18 protein-coding genes are annotated in these 20,684 nt (G+C 54.1%); 4 read left to right on the top strand and 14 right to left on the bottom strand.

Features of this window, described 5'->3' with window-relative positions; translation table 11 throughout:
- Positions 1-13: 13 nt before the first annotated feature.
- From yejK to ACT3TJ_RS15480, 12 genes are all read right to left on the bottom strand, one after another.
- Positions 14-1,018: a nucleoid-associated protein YejK gene (yejK, locus tag ACT3TJ_RS15535; protein ID WP_441677581.1), complete on the bottom strand. Its 1,005-nt coding sequence runs from the start codon at positions 1,016-1,018 to the stop codon at positions 14-16.
- 60 nt (positions 1,019-1,078) lie between these two features.
- Positions 1,079-1,840: an ABC transporter permease gene (locus ACT3TJ_RS15530; RefSeq protein ID WP_172119068.1), complete on the bottom strand. Its 762-nt coding sequence runs from the start codon at positions 1,838-1,840 to the stop codon at positions 1,079-1,081.
- A complete protein-coding gene (locus ACT3TJ_RS15525; protein ID WP_193056716.1) occupies positions 1,837-2,772 on the bottom strand; it encodes an ABC transporter ATP-binding protein in 936 nt (311 codons plus the stop codon). Before ACT3TJ_RS15525 ends, ACT3TJ_RS15530 begins: the two co-directional genes overlap by 4 nt.
- 183 nt (positions 2,773-2,955) lie before the next feature.
- Positions 2,956-3,234: a peptidylprolyl isomerase gene (locus ACT3TJ_RS15520; RefSeq protein ID WP_087111190.1), complete on the bottom strand. Its 279-nt coding sequence runs from the start codon at positions 3,232-3,234 to the stop codon at positions 2,956-2,958.
- An 86-nt stretch (positions 3,235-3,320) separates the two neighbouring features.
- Positions 3,321-4,469: a serine hydrolase gene (locus tag ACT3TJ_RS15515; protein ID WP_226912082.1), complete on the bottom strand. Its 1,149-nt coding sequence runs from the start codon at positions 4,467-4,469 to the stop codon at positions 3,321-3,323.
- 11 nt (positions 4,470-4,480) lie between these two features.
- Entirely contained in the window at positions 4,481-5,587 is a 1,107-nt protein-coding gene (locus ACT3TJ_RS15510; RefSeq protein WP_441677579.1) for an acyltransferase family protein, read from the bottom strand.
- 172 nt (positions 5,588-5,759) lie between these two features.
- Complete coding sequence (locus ACT3TJ_RS15505; protein ID WP_172119065.1) at positions 5,760-6,047, bottom strand: hypothetical protein; 288 nt, start codon at positions 6,045-6,047, stop codon at positions 5,760-5,762.
- Between the two features lie 502 nt (positions 6,048-6,549).
- Positions 6,550-8,295 carry an IlvD/Edd family dehydratase gene (locus tag ACT3TJ_RS15500; RefSeq protein ID WP_172117993.1) on the bottom strand — a complete coding sequence of 582 codons (1,746 nt, stop codon included), beginning with the start codon at positions 8,293-8,295 and terminating at the stop codon, positions 6,550-6,552.
- 57 nt (positions 8,296-8,352) lie between these two features.
- Positions 8,353-9,363 (bottom strand): L-arabinose ABC transporter permease AraH, encoded by a 1,011-nt coding sequence (araH, locus tag ACT3TJ_RS15495; protein ID WP_172117992.1) that lies wholly within the window; start codon positions 9,361-9,363, stop codon positions 8,353-8,355.
- 37 nt (positions 9,364-9,400) lie between these two features.
- Positions 9,401-10,894, bottom strand: a complete 1,494-nt coding sequence (gene araG / locus ACT3TJ_RS15490) for an L-arabinose ABC transporter ATP-binding protein AraG (protein ID WP_441677576.1) — start codon at positions 10,892-10,894, stop codon at positions 9,401-9,403.
- A 40-nt stretch (positions 10,895-10,934) separates the two neighbouring features.
- Positions 10,935-11,927, bottom strand: a complete 993-nt coding sequence (locus tag ACT3TJ_RS15485) for an arabinose ABC transporter substrate-binding protein (RefSeq protein WP_441677574.1) — start codon at positions 11,925-11,927, stop codon at positions 10,935-10,937.
- 75 nt (positions 11,928-12,002) lie between these two features.
- Positions 12,003-13,223 carry an aldose epimerase family protein gene (locus tag ACT3TJ_RS15480; protein WP_441677572.1) on the bottom strand — a complete coding sequence of 407 codons (1,221 nt, stop codon included), beginning with the start codon at positions 13,221-13,223 and terminating at the stop codon, positions 12,003-12,005.
- A 180-nt stretch (positions 13,224-13,403) separates the two neighbouring features.
- Here ACT3TJ_RS15480 and ACT3TJ_RS15475 point away from each other — a divergent pair, with 180 nt between their 5' ends.
- From ACT3TJ_RS15475 to ACT3TJ_RS15465, 3 genes are all read left to right on the top strand, one after another.
- Entirely contained in the window at positions 13,404-14,372 is a 969-nt protein-coding gene (locus tag ACT3TJ_RS15475) for a LysR substrate-binding domain-containing protein (RefSeq protein WP_441677570.1), read from the top strand.
- A 502-nt stretch (positions 14,373-14,874) separates the two neighbouring features.
- Positions 14,875-16,275 carry an MFS transporter gene (locus ACT3TJ_RS15470; RefSeq protein WP_441677568.1) on the top strand — a complete coding sequence of 467 codons (1,401 nt, stop codon included), beginning with the start codon at positions 14,875-14,877 and terminating at the stop codon, positions 16,273-16,275.
- Positions 16,276-16,307: 32 nt separating this feature from the next.
- The gene (locus tag ACT3TJ_RS15465) at positions 16,308-17,252 is read left to right on the top strand and encodes a glycoside hydrolase family 43 protein (protein ID WP_193054273.1); all 945 of its coding nucleotides are present in this window, start codon (positions 16,308-16,310) and stop codon (positions 17,250-17,252) included.
- Positions 17,253-17,369: 117 nt separating this feature from the next.
- Here the strand turns inward: ACT3TJ_RS15465 and ACT3TJ_RS15460 are convergent, their stop codons facing one another.
- Together ACT3TJ_RS15460 and ACT3TJ_RS15455 are read right to left on the bottom strand one after the other, a co-directional pair.
- The gene (locus tag ACT3TJ_RS15460; protein WP_193054272.1) at positions 17,370-18,296 is read right to left on the bottom strand and encodes a Gfo/Idh/MocA family protein; all 927 of its coding nucleotides are present in this window, start codon (positions 18,294-18,296) and stop codon (positions 17,370-17,372) included.
- Positions 18,297-18,335: 39 nt separating this feature from the next.
- The gene (locus tag ACT3TJ_RS15455; protein ID WP_287076821.1) at positions 18,336-19,139 is read right to left on the bottom strand and encodes a FadR/GntR family transcriptional regulator; all 804 of its coding nucleotides are present in this window, start codon (positions 19,137-19,139) and stop codon (positions 18,336-18,338) included.
- Between the two features lie 427 nt (positions 19,140-19,566).
- Here ACT3TJ_RS15455 and araD1 point away from each other — a divergent pair, with 427 nt between their 5' ends.
- Complete coding sequence (araD1, locus tag ACT3TJ_RS15450; RefSeq protein WP_193054271.1) at positions 19,567-20,565, top strand: AraD1 family protein; 999 nt, start codon at positions 19,567-19,569, stop codon at positions 20,563-20,565.
- Positions 20,566-20,684 lie beyond the last annotated feature (119 nt).

The raw sequence follows: 20,684 nt of genomic DNA, 5'->3' as shown, positions 1-20,684 counted from the left end.
CATCGTCCTTACCTCAATCTTTCTTGGTAAGCTGCTCTCTTAACTGCTTGGGCACTTGCTTGATAATCAGGCGATCTTGAGTGGCGTCGTACTCGATGCTTGAGCCCAGCAGGTGGGAGTCAAAACTAATCGAGACACCGCCCGCTCGGCCGGTAAAGCGGCGGAACTGGCTTAAGGTGCGCTTGTCGGGGGGAATCTCCGGCGAAAGCCCGTAATCGGCGTTGCGAATATGGTCGTAAAAGGCTTTCGGCTGCTGTTCGTCCACCAGCCCAGAAAGCTCTTCCAAGGTCATTGGCTCGCCACGGCGAAGCTGTTCATTGGCGTAGTCCACCAGCGTGTCGGTTTTTTCTCGACTCGCCTCGTCGTCGAAATCCTCTTTTTCCACATAGTCGCTGAAGGCCTTGAGCAGCGTGCGGGTTTCAGCGGGCGCATCAATTCCTTCTTCCATGCCCAACAGGGCTACCATGCCTTCGGCAAGCTTTTTACCACCACGATCTTTCAAGAAAGAGACGTACTGCGCACCAGGTGACTCGCTCTGCCACTGGGTTAAATTGACCCGTGCCGCCAAGGTAAGCTGGCTGGTATTAAGCTGCGCGGCAGGCACGGCCTGGTGAGCCTGGTTAATGCCAATACCTTCACGCTGATGTACCAACGCGATAAATAGCGTTTCGGTGTCCCCTTGGCGTATGTGCGCAAGCAGTAAATAGCCGCTGACGGATAGCTGCTCTTGTAGCTCACGCGCCAGGCGCTCAGCAATTGCGGTCGAAAGCTGGGTAAAGTCCTGGGCACCCGCCATATAATCGCGCAGCCAGGCAAGTAGTGGGCCAGCCTGCTCGCCCTCTTCAGCAAAGCGCCCCCAACCTTTAGCCTTGGTGTTATACGTGTCGTTAAGCGTATTCACCAGGCTTGTCATGGCCGGGTCATCACTTTGGGCAAGCGATGGCGCGGCGGTAAGCGTTAAGCGTTCACCGTCAAGCGAAGGGTCCAGGCGGTGAACAATGCTTTGCAGTAGTGGCATAAGGGGCCTTGGCTCCTGGCGTAGATAAAAAGAGGCGCTGTACCAAAGACATAGTGCGCGTTAGGGTTTCAGGCGATAGCCGGTACGAAATATCCACGCGATAGTGGCCAGGCTCGCCAGTAAAAACAGGCTGATCATGGCCACACTGGCCACCACACTGACATCGCTAATCCCGTAGAAGCTCCACCGAAAGCCGCTGACCAGATACACCACGGGGTTGGCGAGCGTGACGGTCTGCCAGAAAGGGGGCAGCATATCTATCGAGTAGAAACTGCCGCCCAGAAAGGTCAGCGGCGTAATGATCAGCAAGGGCACAAGCTGCAGCTTGTCGAAGCCATCCGCCCAAATGCCGATAATGAACCCCAGCAAACTAAACGTGACGGCGGTGAGCACTAGAAACGTCAGCATCCAGAAGGGGTGCGCAATTTCCAGCGGCACAAAAAAACTCGATGTCCCAAGAATGATCAGCCCCAATAGAATCGACTTCGAGGCGGCCGCTCCTACATAGCCAATCACTATTTCAAGATAGGAGATGGGCGCCGATAAAATTTCATAGATACTGCCCGAAAACTTGGGAAAGAAAATCCCGAAAGAGGCATTGGACACGCTTTGGGTCAGTAGCATGAGCATAATCAACCCAGGCACGATAAAGGCGCCGTAGCTGACCCCTCCAATCTCACTGATACGCGAGCCGATGGCCGCGCCGAATACCACAAAGTAGAGCGAGGTTGAAATAACCGGCGACACAATGCTTTGCAATAATGTGCGCCGCGTACGCGCCATTTCTGCCATATAAATGGCGCGAACAGGATACAGATTCATGCACGCTCCTTAACCAGGTCGACGAAAATATCCTCAAGCGAACTCTGCCGTGTGTGCAGGTCTCTAAAGGCGATGCCTTCGCGCTCAAGGTTCGCTAACAGCGCTGATATTTTGTGGCCCTCTTCATCCTGACGGCCATCATAGCTGTACACCAACTCATGCCCATCGGCGGCCAGGCTTAACCCCGTTTGCTGAAAAGCGGCAGGTAGCGCCTTTAACGGCGTTTGCAGTTGAAGAATTAACTGCTTGCTGCCCAGCTTTTGCATCAAGGCCGCTTTCTCTTCCACCAGCACGATTTCACCTCGATTAATCACCCCGATGCGGTCGGCCATCTCTTCGGCTTCTTCAATATAGTGGGTGGTGAGAATAATCGTGACGCCACTTTCGCGCAGCCCGCGAACCACTTCCCACATATCCCGGCGCAGCTCAACATCGACCCCCGCCGTTGGCTCATCCAAAAACAGAATGCGCGGCTCGTGAGAAAGCGCCTTGGCAATCAGCACGCGGCGCTTCATTCCGCCGGAAAGGGTCATTAAGCGGTTATGACGTTTATCCCATAACGCCAATGACTTAAGCACTTTTTCAATATGCGCAGGGGCAGGCGCTTTACCGAACAGGCCACGGCTAAAACTGACCGTATTCCACACCGTTTCAAAGGCTTCGTTGGTCAACTCCTGAGGCACCAGACCGATACGCTCACGCGCCTGGCGGTACTGGCTAACGCTATTAAAGCCGTCAATCACCACCTCGCCCTGGGTCGGGTTTACCAGCCCACACACCACGCTGATCAGCGTGGTTTTGCCTGCCCCGTTGGGGCCAAGCAGCGCAAAAATCTCACCACGCTGAATGGTGAGGTCCACCCGCGAGAGCGCTTGAAAGCCGCCTTCGTAGGTTTTATTCAGGCCGTTAATCGAAATAATGGGGTCGTTCATGGCTTTCTCCTCACACCGCAACGTAAACGCCACGACGCTGGAGGCGATTTAACGCGAGGTTAAACATGCGATTCTGTCTGAAAAGTGACCGAGCATAAGCGCTTTTCAGGCAGGACCGAATGCCAAAGCGACAATAGCCGTGCAGACGTCTTATCGTATTGCACGGCTATAGAGACGCAACGTTTAGGTGCGGTCAGTGATTTCGAGCAGGTGATAACCAAACTGCGTTTTCACCGGGCCGTGTACCTGACCCAACTCACCGCTGAACACCACCTTGTCGAACTCAGGCACCATTTGGCCGGGGCCGAAGCTACCCAAGTCGCCGCCCTGGCGGCCAGAAGGGCAGCTAGAGTGCTGCTTGGCGACATCGGCAAAATCACGGCCGTTTTCGATTTCCTGTTTAAGCGCTAAACACTGCTCTTCGCTGCTAACCAAAATATGACGGGCGCTGGCGTTTGCCATAACAACCTCCTGCCTGTATCAATGAAATGAAGCCGCTAGTTTATCACGCTCGCCTTGGCGGCGGGTGTACCTGCGACACAGCATGTTCAAGGCTTCCCAAGCGCACCGCTATAGCGTAACGCATCGCCTACTCGCGCCAGCGCACGTTCATGGTCATTCACCGCTACCGGTCCCCGGCTGCAAGCAACGATCACCCAGGGGCCATTAGCCTCCTCGTGCGAAGCAATGCCCGCATCGCAACTGCGCCGATGCTGGGTACCGGTTTTATGTGCAAAACGGATGGTGTCGCCCAACCCGGCCGTTAGTCGATTACTGCCCGATGTTGTTCGCTGCATTATCTCCAGCAGTGCCTGGCTCGGCTGGGCACCTAAGCCACCACTCGCTGCCTCTTTATACACACTTGCTAACAGGTCGCCGTAGGCACGCAGCGTGCCTACGTTTTCACCGGTCGCCTCATAGGCATCGAACGCGTGGTCATAGTCAGGTTGCTTGAGCGTGGAGGGATCAACATCCAGCCGCTGAGCCAGCGCCGCCGCACGCTGGCTTAACCGGTGCTGGCGCAAGGCGATAAAATCCATGCCGTCCAGCGTTCGTGCGTCAGGGTGTAGCTGCCCATAAACGCCCTGACGAACGCCAACCAGCTTGCTAATCGGGCCGATATCATCAGGATTGCCTCCACTATCCGCAATCATTGCTCTCGCCCGAATATTGACATCGGCAAGCCCCACGCGGTCAATCAACATATCGGATGCCGTGTTATCACTGACGGTAATCATCTGTTCAAGCAGGTAGCGAATCGAGATCGGCGTCCCCGGGTCGTGCCAGATCACCGGCCCCGCGCCATCCACAAAGTCACCGCGCGAAAGCGTTAAGCGCTCATCCAGTGACAGCGTGCCTGATTGACGTTCGGCAAGCACTTGGGCGGCAATAGGTACTTTTACTAACGAGGCCAAATACCAGGGCCTGTCCGCGTGCCACGAGTAGGCTTCTCCGGTGGCCAGGTTTTGTACATATACCCCTAACGTACCTTCAAAGATGCCCTCAATAGCGGCGACTCGGGCATTCAAGTCAGCCTGCCATGTGCTCTGTTTATCGACTTCGTAGTACCAGTTCGTCTCAAAAGCCTGTACTTCAAGCTCCTGTGCCTCAAATTCCTGTGCTTGAGTACCGTCGGCATAGGCTGGCAGTGCCATTAAACACACTATGGCCAGCAGCCATCGTTGCTGTCGTTGCAAACCATGTCCTCTTAGCGGTGAGCTGCGATCCAGCGTGTCACCCAAATCCACACGGCGGCGCCCAGTATCAACACGCCGCTAATCGCCAGCGCCTGTGGATAGGTATACATGCCCTCGCCTTGTAGCAAAAAGCGCAGCACGAGAAAGATCATCACAATATGAAAAATAAACGCTTTTAGCGCATCGCTGCCGACCACGGTGAGCGGCAAAAGTGCCTTGGCGGCAGCCGCTCCACCGGCCAGTGCCAATGCGAGCAAAATAAGCGCGCCACCTACACTAAACAGCATAAATTCCAGGCCAGGCGGATGTTTGCCTGCGTTATTGGCAACGGCCATCATGGCGGCATAAACACGGCCATCCGCCAACGCGAGACCATAAAACGCCATTACCATTAACGCGCCTGCCGCCAGCAGTATTAACACCAAGCGGCGGCGCAAGTGAGCCGTAAAGTAATAGCGCAATAGCGCTTCACCTACCAATAATCCCACAAGGATAAGGGGTGCCCGGCTAATCTGCCCCCAGGCATAGTGGTCGGGGTGGTCGACCAGTAAGGCTTTCAGGATATCGTTACCGCCAAAGCTCAGCCCTTGTAACCAGGCAGAAAGTGCGGTTAAGCCAACCAGTGTGGCAATCCGGCTCCAAAGAGGCGCCCGTGCCCATAGCGGTAGAATAAGCGGCACCCAAAGCAGGGCAATGGCATAAAAGCCTAAAATCTCGACCCAGATTCCAAAGCGCCCATAAAGCAACGTATCGACAATATCGGCAGGGCTACTAAACGGCAGCATCTCGATAATAATGAGCGCCTTGTACCAGAACCACACTTCAATCGCGCGTAGCCATAGCTTAAGGCGTCGTTTAGGCCAATCATCGCTTTGGGTGTGAGAAAGAAAGGCCACTGCCAGGGCAATGCCGAATACCAAAATAAACAGTGATGAGGAGAATTTGGTTAATAGATGAATAGGCACCATGCCCCAGTCAGGCACATTACGTATGCCTATCAGCCCGCTAACCGTGTGGCTGACAATCATTAAGCCAATCGCAATGCCTCGCGCCAAATCGATAGCCGCGATTCGCCCTTCCGCTTTAGGAAGCTGCGGCGCCTCTTTCCAGTTCACCACGATACAGGCTTCCTTATAGTCATAACGGGCCAAGGGGTACGTAATGTTAACAATAGACGATAAGGCAACAACTTTTGCTTTGGGCTTTAAACGCAAAAATGCCCCGCAGGCGGCGGGGCATTTTGTGGCTCATCCGTAAGCCAGAGCAAGTGTTATTCCATTAGCGGGTTAATTACCACTGGGTGTCGTCATCGTCATCCGTGGTTTCGTACTCCTGCTCCTCTTCCTCTTCTTCATAGGTGAATTCTTGCTCTTCCTCTTCATACTCAGTGGTTACATCTTGATCTTGCTGATCAGTGTCATACGAATTAAAGCTGCCTTGCTCGTCCTGCGTCGTCTCTTCTTGCGGCACTGGTTCTTGCTCAGTGCCACTTTCCATTTCAGCAAACGCAAGTGGGCTTGCGATCAGACCAAACGATACGCCTAAAATACCTAGTTTTTTCAGAGCTTCCATTTTCATGTCGTGCCTCCTAAGTAATCTGCTTTCTGTTGCTTCGTAAAAATAAATCAAACAAGGAACATCTAGCCAAGAACCAACCATCATCCTGATGCTGCGTTCTTGTCCTGGTTAGTGCACGCGTCGTACCAGGTTTTTCTAAAAAATAAAAAACATATATAAAGTCAAAAACTTAAACTCAACAAGAGCATGCCAACCTATTGATTTTATGAAATATATTTAATAATTTACTGTTTAACTGTGGCACATGAGCCCGCTTTGGTCATGCCAGGTGCGGTTAATGGCTTCGTCATTTAGGTTTTAAATGAAAACGGGCAGCGACTGATCCACAAACACAATAGACCTTCCCAACAGCTGGCGTCAGAACATCCATCTTGAGCAACAGGATGCTGAGGAAAGTGCTTAGACAACATGTGCAGAATGCAATAAAAAGTTCAGGAAGGAGACCCTGCCCAGGCCACTCCCGCCATCGATCATAGTTAAAAAAATCATCAGGAAATTCTTATCAGTGCGAATGACGCGGCACGTCAGAGCCTCGACAGCCGATCAGGAAGTCAAAGTCACAGCCTTCATCGGCTTGCAGCACTCGCTCAATATAGAGCTGGCGATAGCCGCCCTGGCTTGCGATGAGGGTCGAGGCCGCCGTGGCATCAAACGCGGCGAGGCGTGCCTGAATCTCCTCTTCACTGACGTCCAGGTGCAGCCGGCCGCTGGCGCAGTCCAATTCAATCCAGTCGCCGTTACGCACCGCGGCCAAGGGGCCACCCGCGGCAGCTTCAGGTGCCACGTGCAGCACCACGGTGCCATAAGCGGTCCCACTCATGCGCGCATCAGAAATACGCACCATATCGGTAACGCCCTGAGCAAGGATCTTGGGCGGCAGCCCCATATTGCCGACTTCGGCCATGCCGTGATAACCGCGAGGCCCGCAGTGTTTCATCACCAGGATATCGTTGGCTTCAACGTCCAGGTCCGGGTCGTTGATGCGCGCTTTGTAATCGTCGAAGTCTTCAAACACGACGGCCCGACCACGGTGTTGCATCAGTTCGGCGGTCGCTGCCGAAGGCTTTAACACCGCGCCATTGGGTGCAAGATTGCCGCGCAGCACGCAGATACCGCCATCTGCGGTCAGCGGGTTATCCAGTGGACGAATCACATCGTCGTTATACAGCGGGGCGTCCTTGACGTTTTCCCACAGGGTTTTACCGTTAACGGTGAGAGCGTCTTTAAAGGGCAGGCGATCAGCGTCCCCCAAGCGTTTTAGTACGGCGGGCAGGCCTCCAGCGTAGTAGAACTCTTCCATCAAATAACGCCCGGAGGGCTGTAAGTCTACCACTGTGGGCGTACCGCGCCCCACCCGGCTCCAATCGTCCAGCTTAAGGTCTACCCCCATCCGCCCGGCAATCGCTTTCAGGTGGATCACCGCGTTGGTGGAGCCGCCAATCGCTGCGTTGGTACGAATGGCATTCTCAAACGCTTCTTTTGTGAGAATTTTGGAGAGTTTTAGATCTTCATTAACCATCTCGACAATGCGATTACCGGAAAGGTGCGCGAGCACATAACGACGCGAATCCACCGCAGGAATTGCCGCATTGTGAGGTAGTGAGGTGCCCAGGGATTCCGCCATGCAGGCCATGGTAGACGCGGTGCCCATGGTGTTACAGGTGCCCGCCGAGCGCGACATGCCCGCTTCAGCGGCCATAAAGTCGTGCAGTGAAATCTCGCCCGCTTTGACCTGCTCAGAAAGTTGCCAGACCACGGTGCCCGAACCGATGTCCTTGCCCTTGTGCTTGCCGTTAAGCATGGGGCCGCCGGTCACGACGATGGTGGGGATATCACAGCTCGCCGCGCCCATTAACAGCGCTGGGGTCGTTTTATCACAACCTACCAGCAGCACCACTGCATCAATCGGGTTGCCACGAATCGCCTCTTCAACATCCATGCTGGCAAGGTTACGGGTAAACATTGCGGTCGGGCGGAGGTTGGATTCACCGCTGGAGAAGACCGGGAATTCCACCGGGTAGCCACCCGCTTCCAGTATGCCCTGCTTTACATGCTCCGCTAGCTTGCGAAAGTGAGCGTTGCAAGGCGTTAGTTCTGACCAGGTGTTACAGATGCCGATAATCGGCTTGCCTTGGAATTCATGGTCGGGAATGCCTTGGTTTTTCATCCAGCTGCGGTACATAAAGCCGTTTTTATCGGCGGTTCCAAACCACTGGGCAGAGCGTAGGGGCGGCTTTCGTTCAGACATGGACGTCTCTCCGTACAATTCGGTAAAAGATAGAAACAAAACAGGAAAAAAGTGTCGTTAGGCGCGCTGACGTCGCGTCTGTTTCCAGCGGTCAAACATTACCGCCAGCAGCAGAATTGCCCCACGTACCAGGTACTGGTAGAACGTTGGTACGTTGAGTAGCCCCATGGCGTTCTGCACACAGCCCATGATCAGCACGCCGACGACTACGCCGGTAATAGTGGCAACGCCGCCCGATAGCGCCACCCCACCCAGTACACAGGCAGAAATCACCGCAAGCTCTAGCCCCATGGAGGTATTGGGATCGCCCAACCCCATCCGCGAGGCCAGTAATACGCCCACTACGCCCGCAACAACGCCTTGTAAACCAAAGACAATAATCTTGAGGCGGCGGACATTGACCCCCGCGAGCGACGCGGCCTCCGAGTTACCGCCCGTGGCCAGCACATTGCGTCCGAAGGCGGTCATATTGAGCACCACACCGAAGATGACAAAGCAGGCCAGCATGGTCCACACCGGCAGCGTCAGGCCTAGAAATGAAGCGCTACCCAGATCAAAGAAACCCGGCACGGTAATCATCACCGCGTCGCCGCCCGAGGTGATATAGGCCAGCCCGCGTACAAACTCCATCGCCGCCAACGTGGCAATCAGCGAGTTAATACCAAACCTGGCAATCACAAACCCGTTAAAGGCCCCCACCGCGCCACCGGCCACAACGCCACCTATAACGCCGATAAAAACGCTACCGGTGCTAGAGGTCACAACAGCCGCCACTACCCCCGCAAACGCTACGATTGAGGCCACCGAAAGATCCACCTCACCCAGCGCCAACACCAGCATCATGGTGGTCGCCAGGCTGCCTATCAGGGTGATCGAAAGCAGCAGCCCCACCATGTTTCGCCCGGTAAGAAAGTCGGGGATAAACACCGCCAAGGCGATAAAGAGCAGCATAAAAACGGCGATCAGCCCAGAGGTGTCCAACAGCGTGCGCAGCGGTTTAACGAGCCCTTGGCGCCCCGCAGGGCGCGTTGGCTCAACACCTTCTTGGGTTAATTTGTTCGATGTCATCACAGGTGTCCTGAACGTGTTCGATAATGGGTACCGCTTAGGCGGGTAGTGCCAGGCCTAATAGTCGTTCGGGCGTGGCGGCGTCTCTTGGCACCACGTCGACCAGCTCACCGTCGCGCATCACTGCGATGCGGTCACAGATGGAGCTAACTTCGGCAAGGTCGCTGGAAATCACGACAATGCTTTTCCCCTGCTCGGCCAAGTCGTAAAGCAGGCTATAAATGTCTCTACGCGCGCCTACATCAATCCCGCGCGTGGGCTCGTCCATTACGAAAAGGTCAATCTCTTCCGCGAGCCAGCGGGCCAAAATTACCTTTTGCTGATTGCCCCCGGATAGCTTGCCTATCGGTGCCCGATAGCTGGGGGTTTTAACGCTAAGCTGCTGAATATAGGATTCAGCATTGCGTCGTTCGCGGCCAAGGTGACGGAAAACACCCCAGCGCTTAAAAAACCGCCGACAGCTGATATTGAGGTTGTCGGCAACACTCGCCACGGGGAAAATCCCTTGAGATTTACGGTCCTCCGGGCACATGGCGATACCGGCACGAATCGCCTCTGCGGGACTTTTAAAGCGTCGCGATTCGCCCTGGAACGTCACGCTACCCGCTTTAGGCGCTTCCACCCCGCATACCAGCCGCAATAGCTCACTGCGACCGGCGCCCACTAGGCCAAACAAGCCGAATACCTCGCCACGCTTCACGGAGAAGCTAACCGGCGCATTCAGGCCGCGCCCTTGAATCTCGTCAACAGACAGCACCACATCGCCCTGCTCGCGGGCGCGATAGCCGTATACGTCATCGATGTCCCGCCCTACCATCTCGCTAACCAATAGATCATGCGTCAGCTGCGACATATCTTCGTGGGTACGAATATGCTGGCCGTCGCGAAAGATAGTGACCGCATCGCACATCTCAAACACTTCTTCCATGCGATGGGTCACGTAGAGCACCACCCGCCCCTCGTCGCGCAGGCGTTTGACGATGCGTTTAAGCTGACGGATTTCCTGAATGGAAAGGCTACTGGTAGGTTCATCGAAAGCGATAACGCGGGCATCACGCAGCAATGCACGGCCAATCTCAATCATCTGCTGCTGGCCGATAGAGAGCTCGCGCACCTTGGTCGAGGGATGAATGTCACCCTCGCCAAGGTCAGCCAGAATCGCCAGTGCCCTTTCCCGCATCTTTCGCCGGTTCACAAACCCCTGACGCGTAGGCAGCTGGCCCAGCAGCAGGTTTTCAGCGACCGACATATTGGGCGAGAGCGTTAGCTCCTGGTAGATAATGGCGATCCCTTCGCGCAATGCTTCACGGGCGTTGCTGAACACGTGGCGCTGCCCATCGATCCAGAGAGCCCCCTCTGCAGCGCGGTTCACCCCGCTAAGCACTTTCAGCAGCGTCGACTTACCCGCGCCGTTTTCGCCCATCAGCGCATGCACCTGACCGGTATGAGCAGAAAAACTCACCCCATCCAGCGCGCGCACCCCAGGGAATACAACACTGATATTGTCAAAGCGAAGATATGGATCAGACATACGTGAGCACTCCACCAAATAGCCCGTCACAAAAAGTCAGTTACAGACCGAGCGCATCGCGCACTTCTTCCCAGTTATCACGCGTCATTAACGTACCAGACGTTTCTGTAATCGCCTGAGGCTCCTGGTCTTCGCTGATCCAGCGGTAAAGGTCTTCAGCCGTTTGTCGACCGTGCATGGTAGAACTCACCGCAACGGTGCCGTGGAAGCCCGTGGGGTTGTCGCGGGAAAACTCAGCAAATGCCGCGCCTGAACCATTGATGCCCACCCCAATGACATCCTCAGCGGCCAGGCCGTACTGTTCGGTCGCCCGAACGCCCCCCAGCACACTCTCTTCATTTAGCGCGTAGATTATCCAGTGCTCATAATCACCGCGCTGAGACAGCACCGGTGACGCAGCGGAAAATGCACCACTCGTATCCGTACTTTGTTGAGGCGCATCGAAGATGTTCTCTTCGGGGAAGCCCGAAGCAAGCAGCGCTTGGGTCGCTCCATCCGTCCGTTCAACGGCAGTCGGTAGCTCGTTATTGGTAATACGCAACGCACCTACGTTCTCAACATTCCAGCCACGGGCTTCCATTTCGGCGGCAATTGCCTCACCAACCTGCTGGCCAATTTTGGTGCCGGACATACCCAGGTGCGGTACGCCTTCCATAGGCTCACCACTGGCGTTAACAAACTGGTCATCGACGGTCACCACTTTCATGCCGTACTGTTCGGCGCGATTCATGATCGCTGGCCCAAGACGTACATCTGGCGGGCAAATGACAAACCCTTGAGCGCCTTGTGAGTAAAGGTTATCAATCGCGCTAAGCACCTCTTGACCATCTTCACCACCCAAACGAACAACCTGGAATCCGAGTTCCTCGCCCGCCTCTGTAGCGGCGCGCTGTTCGTTAATAAACCAGGCTTGTTCCGGCTTTTTGACGATAAAGCCCATCTTCACGTCGTCCTGTGCCTGCACAGAACCCAGCGAGGCCAGCATGACGGCGCTACCCAGCGCCAGGCGCGTAAACGTGGTTACGATGCTCATTGTTGTGCTCCTGATATTCCAATTATTATTGATGTTATTGCTGCAATCACCGTCTGCTGCTCGTCAGGCACATGGCTAGACGCCCATATCGTCCTGGGCAGAGAAGCGGAAGATGGTGCGTGAACGGTAGGTCTCTCCTGGCTGTAGCACCGTGCTGGGAAAGGCGTCCTGATTAGGCGAATCGGGAAAGTGCTGCGTTTCCAGTGCAAAGCCAGAGCGCTGTGGATAGGCATTGCCACTTTTGCCCGTTAAATCACCGGCCAAAAAATTCCCCGAATAAAATTGAATACCAGGCTCAGTGGTTTTAATTTCCAGCAGCCGTCCACTTTGTGGCTCCCACACCCTGGCGGCCATCACCAGATCACCTTGCTCGGCGTTATCTCGGTTAAGCACAAAGTTATGGTCGTAGCCCTGCCCAAAGCGCAGTTGATCGTTGTCTTGCTCAATACGCTCGCCAATCGACGTGGCCTGGGTGAAATCGAACGGCGTGCCTTCAACAGGCTGCAGCTCACCCGTCGGAATCAATGATTCACTCACCGGGGTAAAAGCATCGGCATTGAGTATAAGCTGATGATCAAGGATGGAGTCGTTCCCCTCACCCTTAAGGTTGAAGTAACTGTGCTGGGTAAGATTGACGGGCGTTGCCTTGTCGGTCTCGGCCTGGTAATCGACAATCAGTTCATTTTGATCGGTAAGGGTGTACGTCACTTCAACCGTCAGTTCTCCAGGATAGCCCTCTTCGCCATCCTCACTGACATAGCTCAGCACCAGCCCCGTCCCTTTATCATTTTCAAAAGGCTCGGCCTGCCAGAGCACACGATCAAACCCTTGCTCGCCGCCGTGCAGGTGGTTATCACCATCGTTGGTGGCTAATGAGTAGGTTTCACCCTCCAGCGCAAACTGACCTTCGGCGATACGGTTGCCGTAGCGGCCGATGAGTGCACCAAAGTAGGGATTAGCTTGCTGGTAAGTGTCAGACAGATAACCATCCAGCGATTCAAAACCCAGCGCGATATCGTCAATGTTTCCGTCTACGTCAGGTACTTTCAGGGATACGATTGTGCCCCCGTAATTAATGACCTGAAGCTCAACGCCATTGGCGTTCGTCAGCCGGTAGCTTTGCACCTCACGGCCGTCCGGCAACTGGCCGAACGTCGATTGTTCGACGGCGTTCTCTGCTTTACTGTTCGCCATGGGTTCCTTATCACTTTGGGCCTGGGCTACGTTTGTCATCAGCGCGATGACGCCTGCGCTTAGTAACAATCTTGAGCCAACGCTACCTGTATGAGAGGGCATGGTGTTCCTCCTGTTAACATCGTTATTGTTATTCGTGCGGTATGCGGTTCACTACTAGGTTCTCTACCAGGTTCACTACTACACGCCCTACACTAGACAGCTCTTACATAACTAACCAATATAGGAACACGTTAATTCCGATACACTTATTGCTATCAAAAGCACTGAAAGGCTTATTCCATGAGCGTTCTTGACAGTAACTGGTTTCTCAACGCTCGACTAAAGTTGCGTCATTTTCAGCTATTTTTGGCGCTTGACGAGCACCGCAACCTGCATCGTGCCGCTGCCCAACTCAACATGAGCCAGCCCGCTGCCTCAAAACTGCTCAGCGACCTGGAAGCCAAGCTGGGGATACGTCTGTTTGATCGTCAGCCGCGTGGGCTAACCCCTAACTGGTATGGGGAGGTCATGATTCGTCATGCGCATAGTGTGCTGTCGACACTACACCACACCGCTGAAGAGCTGACCGCGCTGCGCAACGGCAATACGGGCACCGTGGCTATCGGCACCGTTATGGCACCCGCCGTTACGCTTCTAACCAGCGCTATTGAACGGGTCCACAGAGACCGCCCGGAGCTTAAAATCAGTGTGGATGTGGATGTCAGCAAAGCGCTGGTGCCACGTTTGCTGGAAGGTGAGCTGGATTTTGCGATTACACGCCTTCCACCAGGCAGCGATCTTGAGCGCTTTGTCTTTGAAGAAATTGGCGAGGAGGAGTTGTGCTTCGTCTGTCGTGAAGGGCATCCGCTAGTAGGCAAAACGTCGTTAAAACTGGCGGACATGGCCGCCTATCCGTGGTCACTGCAGCCACCCGGCGCACTCATGCGACAGCGTGTTGACAGTCTGTTTCTGCATCATCAGGTCGCGCCACCTCGGCAAGTCGTTGATACTGCCGACTTACTAGTGTCACTAGCGCTGGTCGATAAGTCGGACACCATCACCGTGACCACGCGCGAAACGGCCGATCTACTCTGTACCCCGCAACGCTTTCACCAATTGCCCTTCGTCGAAGCGCTTAGCGTGCAGCCCTACGGCCTGGTCAGCTTACGCCACCAACGACTTTCACCGGGGGCTGCGCTATTAATGAGCACCCTCCGCGAGATTATCGCTCAGAACGCGCAACGCGAAGATGGGCGCAGTGAAACGTAACGAGGCAGCCGCACAACAAGCATGGCCAGCCCGATAGCAGCAGTGAAAGGCCTGCTGCTATCTCACAGAAACATCCTCACAGCACCCTTACCAACATTAATACTGCGCTCCTTATCGAAAGATGCGTAGCGGCTGCCCCATGAACACAGCCGGCAGGTCAGATATTGCCAAGCGGTCGGCATCGCCCCTCGCCTTGGCTTAACCTGCTCAGTGCTTGAGAAAAACGTCCCTCTAAAGCCTCTGAATAAGCTACCAGACTAAAGTCCATGTTGAACATTTTCTCCATATGTTCAACATATAGGCAATCCTAATAAAGAATAATCGACTGGAGCCACTATGCTGCACATCGCCGTATTTCTACGTTTAACCCTACATCGCATACCGTGTTTCAGGGCCTATCGAAAGTGAATTGCCATGGACGTCAGGTGATTTGCTCCTTCGGTTTCTATAGAGGCGGTCACTAATTTCTTAGTCGCCATATCTATCATTTAAGGCTCTACCCATGAAAACTCCAAAGCTTACGTATCTGGAAAAGGTTGGATTCGGCAGCGGCGATATGGCGATCAATGTCGTTATATCTTCGATGTTTCTGATTATCTCTTACTTCTATACCGATATTTTTGGCCTAAAACCCAGCCATATGGGGATTCTATTTCTAGTAGCGCGGTTAATGGATGCAGTGACTGACCCGCTTATGGGTATTATCACCGATAAATTCAATACGCGTTATGGTCGTTACCGCCCTTACTTCTTGATTTTTTCAGTACCTTTTGGGATCTCGGTACTACTACTTTTTACTACACCCGACTGGAGCTATAACGCTAAGCTGGTGTGGGCATACTCAACCTACCTGTTTGTCACGCTCATGTTCACGGCGGTGACCATCCCCTATATTTCCTTAATCGGAGTACTGTCACCGGACCCGCAAGACCGGCTACCTGCCAATGGATACCGCTTGTTTTTTGCCAAGATTGCCGCCTTCCTGGTAACGATCATAGTGCCGATACTTGCCGAATTTGTGGGTGGAGATAATCTTGCCTTGGGCTACCAGGTATCCATGGGCTTAATGGGAGGACTCGCTACCCTGTTATTTCTGTTCTGTTATTTCACGACTACCGAGCGCGTCCAGCACACTATCGATACGAAACCACTGAAAGAGCAGTTTCGCCTGTTAATCAAAAACGATCAGTGGATGGTGCTATGTGCGGTCTGCTTTACAGGCACGCTAGGTTATGTGATTCGCAGCTCGGTGGCGGCCTATTACGCTAAATATTATCTCGATGCTAACGCGACAATGCTGTCAGCCTTCTTAACCGTGGGCGTTAGCGCAGCCATCTTGGCCATGGTGGCTTCAACCTGGATCACCAAACGCTACTGTAAACTCAACCTCTTCCGCTGGAGCCAACTCGCCGTCGGGGTGCTGAGCGTTATCATGTTCTTTGCCGTCTCTCCGGGCGATATCGTGCTGGCCTTTATTCTGTATTTCCTTATTTCCTTTGCCGTTGACCTGCATGCTCCGGTTTTCTGGTCGGCTATCGCCGAGTCAGTAGATTACGGAGAAGCCAAGACTGGGCGGCGTGTCTCAGGACTGGCGTTCGGTGGTATTTCATTTTTTCAAAAAGCAGGCATGGGGGCAGCCGGTTTCCTGGTAGGCATCTTGTTAACCTATTTTAACTATGAGCCTAATACTGAACAGAGTGCGTTTACGCTAACCGGTATCGCGTTGATGCTTTCTATCATTCCTGGCGTCTTTCATACGCTGATGGGCAGCTTAATGTTCAAGTACCATATTACTGATCGCTATTATGAAAAAATGAAAGCAAACCTTTTAGAGGGCTCCCCGCTACCTGAAACGCCGCCAAAGCAACAACAGCGGCCTATCTACCGCGCAACGAACCTATAACGCGCAACGAACCTATAAGAAGAGAGACCATAATGACGATGAGGCCTTTGATAGAACAACGCGCAGACCCGTTTATTCATAAGCATACCGACGGCTTTTATTACTTCACGGCTTCGGTGCCTGAATATGATCGTTTAGAGTTACGCCGGGCATCAAGCATCGAAGCCCTTGCCGATGCCAGTACCGTCAGCGTATGGCACAAGCCAGATACAGGCCCTTTAAGCGAACTGATTTGGGCACCGGAACTGCACTTTCATGCAGGGCGTTGGACTATCTATTTTGCGGCGGCTCCCAGCCGAGAGATTAAAGACGGTTTATTCCAGCACCGCATGTACGCAATTAGCACTGACGCGGAAAACCCTCTGACCGGCACATGGAGCGCGCCCATTCAGGTCGAGACGGGCATCGATAGCTTCTGCCTCGACGCAACAACGTTCTCTCATCATGACAAACTCTATTACCTATGGGCGCAGAAGTCGCCTGACATCCCCGGCAACTCCAACCTCTATATTGCACCCATGGAAGCGCCCGACACGCTATCAGGGCCGCCGGTTCGTTTGAGTATTCCTGAATTTGAGTGGGAGACGCGTGGCTTCAGTGTCAACGAGGGGCCTGCGGTTCTGTGCCGACATGGCCGAGTGTTATTAACCTACTCGGCAAGCGCTACCGATGAAAACTACTGCATGGGCTTGTTGTGGGCCAATGCCGATGACGACTTGCTTGATCCTTCCAGCTGGACGAAGCTGCCAAACCCCGTTTTTCAGAGCGACTCGCCCAATAAGCTCTTCGGGCCAGGGCACAATAGTTTTACCGTTTCTGAAGACGGCCAAACGGATCTACTGGTGTATCACGCGCGCACGTATACCGAGATTGAGGGCGACCCCCTGTGGGATCCGAACCGACATACGTACGTCAAACGCATCCAATGGGACGCAGAAGGATTCCCTCTTTTCGGAAAACCCTCATCACCTGATTAATGGTTTATTTTCCTGCGAATGCTTTAACGTTCCGCGTTAACCCGCCACCAACGACTCCATATGCCCTTGCGTTTGGCTTGAGTCGTTGATGGCACCTCTCTATAGCGTGAACGGCCATCACTCGATAAACGCATCCGTTACGTCACGATGACCGTACAAGAAAGCGTCGGCTACTTGGCGCAGTGGCGCGACATCTACTTCGCTGCGCCCCGCTGCGATAAGCTCGGCGAAGTAAGTATAAAGACCTTCATACTCCTTCTCTTCAGCGTCGACTATCTGCTGACCTTCAATCGTTAGGCGGCAACCACCGTCGGTCAGGCTTACGCGCCCGCCATCAGTATCAATGTGAATATCCCAGGTTTGCGGGCCGGTCTGACGAAAATCAAACACCGCTTCAATAGCCGTATCCAGGTGGTCCGTAAAAGAGAGCTCAGCGGCAATCGGTGTCTGGCAATTTTCTGGCACCTGCAACCGCGCCTGACGCAGGAAAAACGGTTGCGGCAGGATGGCCGTGGCAATGGAAAGCGCGTTAATACCCGGGTCGAATACGCCCATTCCACCGGGTTGCCAGATCCACGCTTGGCCTGGATGCCATACCCTTACGTCCTCTTTCCACTCAATATCAACTCGCCGAATACTGCGCTCTGCTAACCACTGTTTGGCATGGGCAACGCCCGGTGCAAAACGTGAATGCCAGGCAGCAAACAGGCTAACCCCTTGCTGGTCAGCCACTGCGATCAAGTCCTCTACTTCACTTAACGTGGCCCCTGGCGGCTTTTCCAGCAGCACATGCTTGCCACGCATTAACGCAAGGCGCGCTTGAGAGTAGCGCAGGTGAGTAGGCGTGCAAATGGCCACGGCGGTTATCTCGGGGTGAGCATCCAGCATGGCCTCTAGCGAGGCATAGCCAGGAGTGCCCGGCAGTACTGCATTAGGGTCAGCTGTGGCGACAAACTGGCAGCTAGTGACCGCTGCCATTGCAGGAATATGCTGATCGCGGGCAATTTTACCCACCCCGACCAGGCCAATCATTACGTGAGACATACGTTTGCCTTGTTAGCAAAAGTGGGATCAATGTAAGGTTCAGCGGCGCTCGATGTTAAGCCCCAAAGAGCTGGGTTCCAAAGAGCTGGGTCCCAAAGAGCTGGGCTCCAGGGTGCTGGCACTGTTCTCAAGCCCCAGCGCCTTTGCGGTACCCGCCAACACGGCCTGAGCCGCCAAAAACGCCTCCCGAGGGCGGCGCAGACGAATACTTTCCATTAGCTGGCGATGCTGCTCCAAACTCTCATCAGGGTCCGGGGCGCTCTCATTGGACATCGATACCAACATATAAATGGAAGGGCGCAAGATATGGGAAAGCTGTGCCCAAACGATGTTGTGAGTCGCCTTGAAGATCGCTTCATGAAAAGCAACATCGCATTCACTATGCAGACGCCGCTCTTCAAGACAGGTGGCATGACGCAGGTTCTGGCCCAACCCTTCAAATGCTTCTTCGATAGCCACCAAATCGTGCGCCGTGGCACGCTTGGCAGCGGTCATCGCCACATAAGGTTCCACATCCAAACGAAAAGCCAGTATTTCACGCTGGATATCAGGGTTTGGCGCAGCATACCGCGTTAACCAATGGGTCACCTGGGGATCAAGGATATGCCACTCAGAATACTCACGAACCTTGGAGCCATGCCCTGAAATACGCTCAATAATACCCGCATCCACCAACTGACGAAGATCGCTACGTACCGCCGAGCGATTAATAGCAAAGCGTTCACACAGATCCAGCTCCCGAGGCACAAAATCGCCGGGCTGATAATGCCCTGCGAAGATAGCTTCGGCGAGATGTTCGGCAATACTGGGCCGAGCAACAGGCTTACTGAGAGATGACGTCACTATGATTCAACCCTATTACAATTCTTCTCAATCATAACGTAATCAACCTCTCCAAGCATGGGCGTAATACAAGCGGATGGTACTGATGATTTCCCCTTGATTAATGCTCATGGCGACATCGTGATATTGGCAACTCCCTTTAAATCCAGGGAGCCGCTATGACGTTACGCTTTCTTTGTGATAACGTCGACACATACAAAAGTATATGTTGAACATACTGGCAATAAGCTCAACAGTTCGTCTACGATGAATAGCACTTTCCAAATAATGGCGTCAGCCACCTCTAACAAGCAGCGCTAGCACTCTCCCGGATAGCCCGCTTGGGGTGACATGACACCGCCTCATGCCATTCAAGACACCATTGGGTTGCCTGCTGTTTGCCATGCAAATGAGCAAGCGCTTGATGTATTAACAAGGACATGTCGCTATGCGGTTGATTCAGTACACCGAACAAGAAACACTAAAAGTCGCATTGGTAGAGAGCGCTGAGAAAGTTCGCCCCATCGCCATAGAGGGCGGCACTTACGCGCTAGCCAAAGCCGCTATTGCCGCTGGGGAGTCGCTTGAACAAGCCATTAAATCACGGCTTGGCGACACGCTGGTTGATTACCAAACGCTCATCGACGAGCAGCGCCTGCTGCCGCCGCTCACGCATCCCGACCCCGCCCACTGCCTGGTGACCGGCACCGGCCTCACCCACTTGGGCAGCGCCGATACGCGATCCGCCATGCATGCCAAAACTCAAGTGGCCGAGGAGGAGCTGACCGACTCCATGCGCATGTTCAAACTCGGCGTTGAAGGCGGAAAGCCTTCCGATAACGCCGAAGGGTCGCAGCCGGAATGGTTCTATAAAGGCGATGGCGACTGCATCGTCGCGCCGGAAGCAGACATGCCTTCTCCCGCGTTTGCCCAGGATGCTGGTGAAGAACCAGAGCTTGCGGGGCTCTATATGGTGGCTGACGATGGCACTCCGTGGCGGATTGGCTACGCTGTGGGTAACGAATTTTCCGACCATGTTACCGAGCGTTTTAACTACCTATGGCTGGCGCACTCTAAACTGCGCGCCTGTAGCGTTGGGCCAGAGCTGTTGATCGGAGAGTTGCCTACCCACCTTGAAGGCACCAGCCGCATTGTGCGCGATGGTCAAACATTGTGGGAAAAGCCATTTTTAACCGGTGAGTCCAATATGGCCCACAGCCTCGCCAATCTTGAGCACCACCACTTCAAATACGCAGGCTTTCGCCGCCCGGGCGATGTCCACGTCCACTTCTTCGGCACGGCTACTCTTAGCTTTGCTGACCAGATTCAAACCCGCGATGGTGACCGTTTCGAGATCACGCTTAACGATTTTGGCCGCTCACTACGTAACACGCTACGCATGCCAACGAATCACAAGCACGAAACAACCATCGTCAACGCGCTTTAACAGGAGGCTACATGACACTGCAAGGTACACTGCTTATCGGTCAACAGGCCGTCACCGGTACTCAAGCCGATATTGTTGCCGTTAACCCGGCCACCGGCGAAACGCTGGAGCCGCGCTAT

The sequence above is a fragment of the Halomonas sp. AOP30-A1-24 genome (genome assembly GCF_052378165.1).
Lineage (GTDB): Bacteria > Pseudomonadota > Gammaproteobacteria > Pseudomonadales > Halomonadaceae > Vreelandella > Vreelandella citrativorans.
The sequence above is the reverse complement of the archived record's forward strand: the minus strand, read 5'-3'. Positions and strand labels throughout refer to the sequence as shown.

Coding starts and splice junctions, on each gene's coding strand:
- yejK (WP_441677581.1), bottom strand. CDS start 1,018: ATGCCACTACTGCAAAGCATTGTTCACCGCCTGGACCCTTCGCTTGAC.
- ACT3TJ_RS15530 (WP_172119068.1), bottom strand. CDS start 1,840: ATGAATCTGTATCCTGTTCGCGCCATTTATATGGCAGAAATGGCGCGT.
- ACT3TJ_RS15525 (WP_193056716.1), bottom strand. CDS start 2,772: ATGAACGACCCCATTATTTCGATTAACGGCCTGAATAAAACCTACGAA.
- ACT3TJ_RS15520 (WP_087111190.1), bottom strand. CDS start 3,234: ATGGCAAACGCCAGCGCCCGTCATATTTTGGTTAGCAGCGAAGAGCAG.
- ACT3TJ_RS15505 (WP_172119065.1), bottom strand. CDS start 6,047: ATGAAAATGGAAGCTCTGAAAAAACTAGGTATTTTAGGCGTATCGTTT.
- ACT3TJ_RS15500 (WP_172117993.1), bottom strand. CDS start 8,295: ATGTCTGAACGAAAGCCGCCCCTACGCTCTGCCCAGTGGTTTGGAACC.
- araH (WP_172117992.1), bottom strand. CDS start 9,363: ATGACATCGAACAAATTAACCCAAGAAGGTGTTGAGCCAACGCGCCCT.
- araG (WP_441677576.1), bottom strand. CDS start 10,894: ATGTCTGATCCATATCTTCGCTTTGACAATATCAGTGTTGTATTCCCT.
- ACT3TJ_RS15485 (WP_441677574.1), bottom strand. CDS start 11,927: ATGAGCATCGTAACCACGTTTACGCGCCTGGCGCTGGGTAGCGCCGTC.
- ACT3TJ_RS15480 (WP_441677572.1), bottom strand. CDS start 13,223: ATGCCCTCTCATACAGGTAGCGTTGGCTCAAGATTGTTACTAAGCGCA.
- ACT3TJ_RS15475 (WP_441677570.1), top strand. CDS start 13,404: ATGAGCGTTCTTGACAGTAACTGGTTTCTCAACGCTCGACTAAAGTTG.
- ACT3TJ_RS15470 (WP_441677568.1), top strand. CDS start 14,875: ATGAAAACTCCAAAGCTTACGTATCTGGAAAAGGTTGGATTCGGCAGC.
- ACT3TJ_RS15465 (WP_193054273.1), top strand. CDS start 16,308: ATGACGATGAGGCCTTTGATAGAACAACGCGCAGACCCGTTTATTCAT.
- ACT3TJ_RS15460 (WP_193054272.1), bottom strand. CDS start 18,296: ATGTCTCACGTAATGATTGGCCTGGTCGGGGTGGGTAAAATTGCCCGC.
- araD1 (WP_193054271.1), top strand. CDS start 19,567: ATGCGGTTGATTCAGTACACCGAACAAGAAACACTAAAAGTCGCATTG.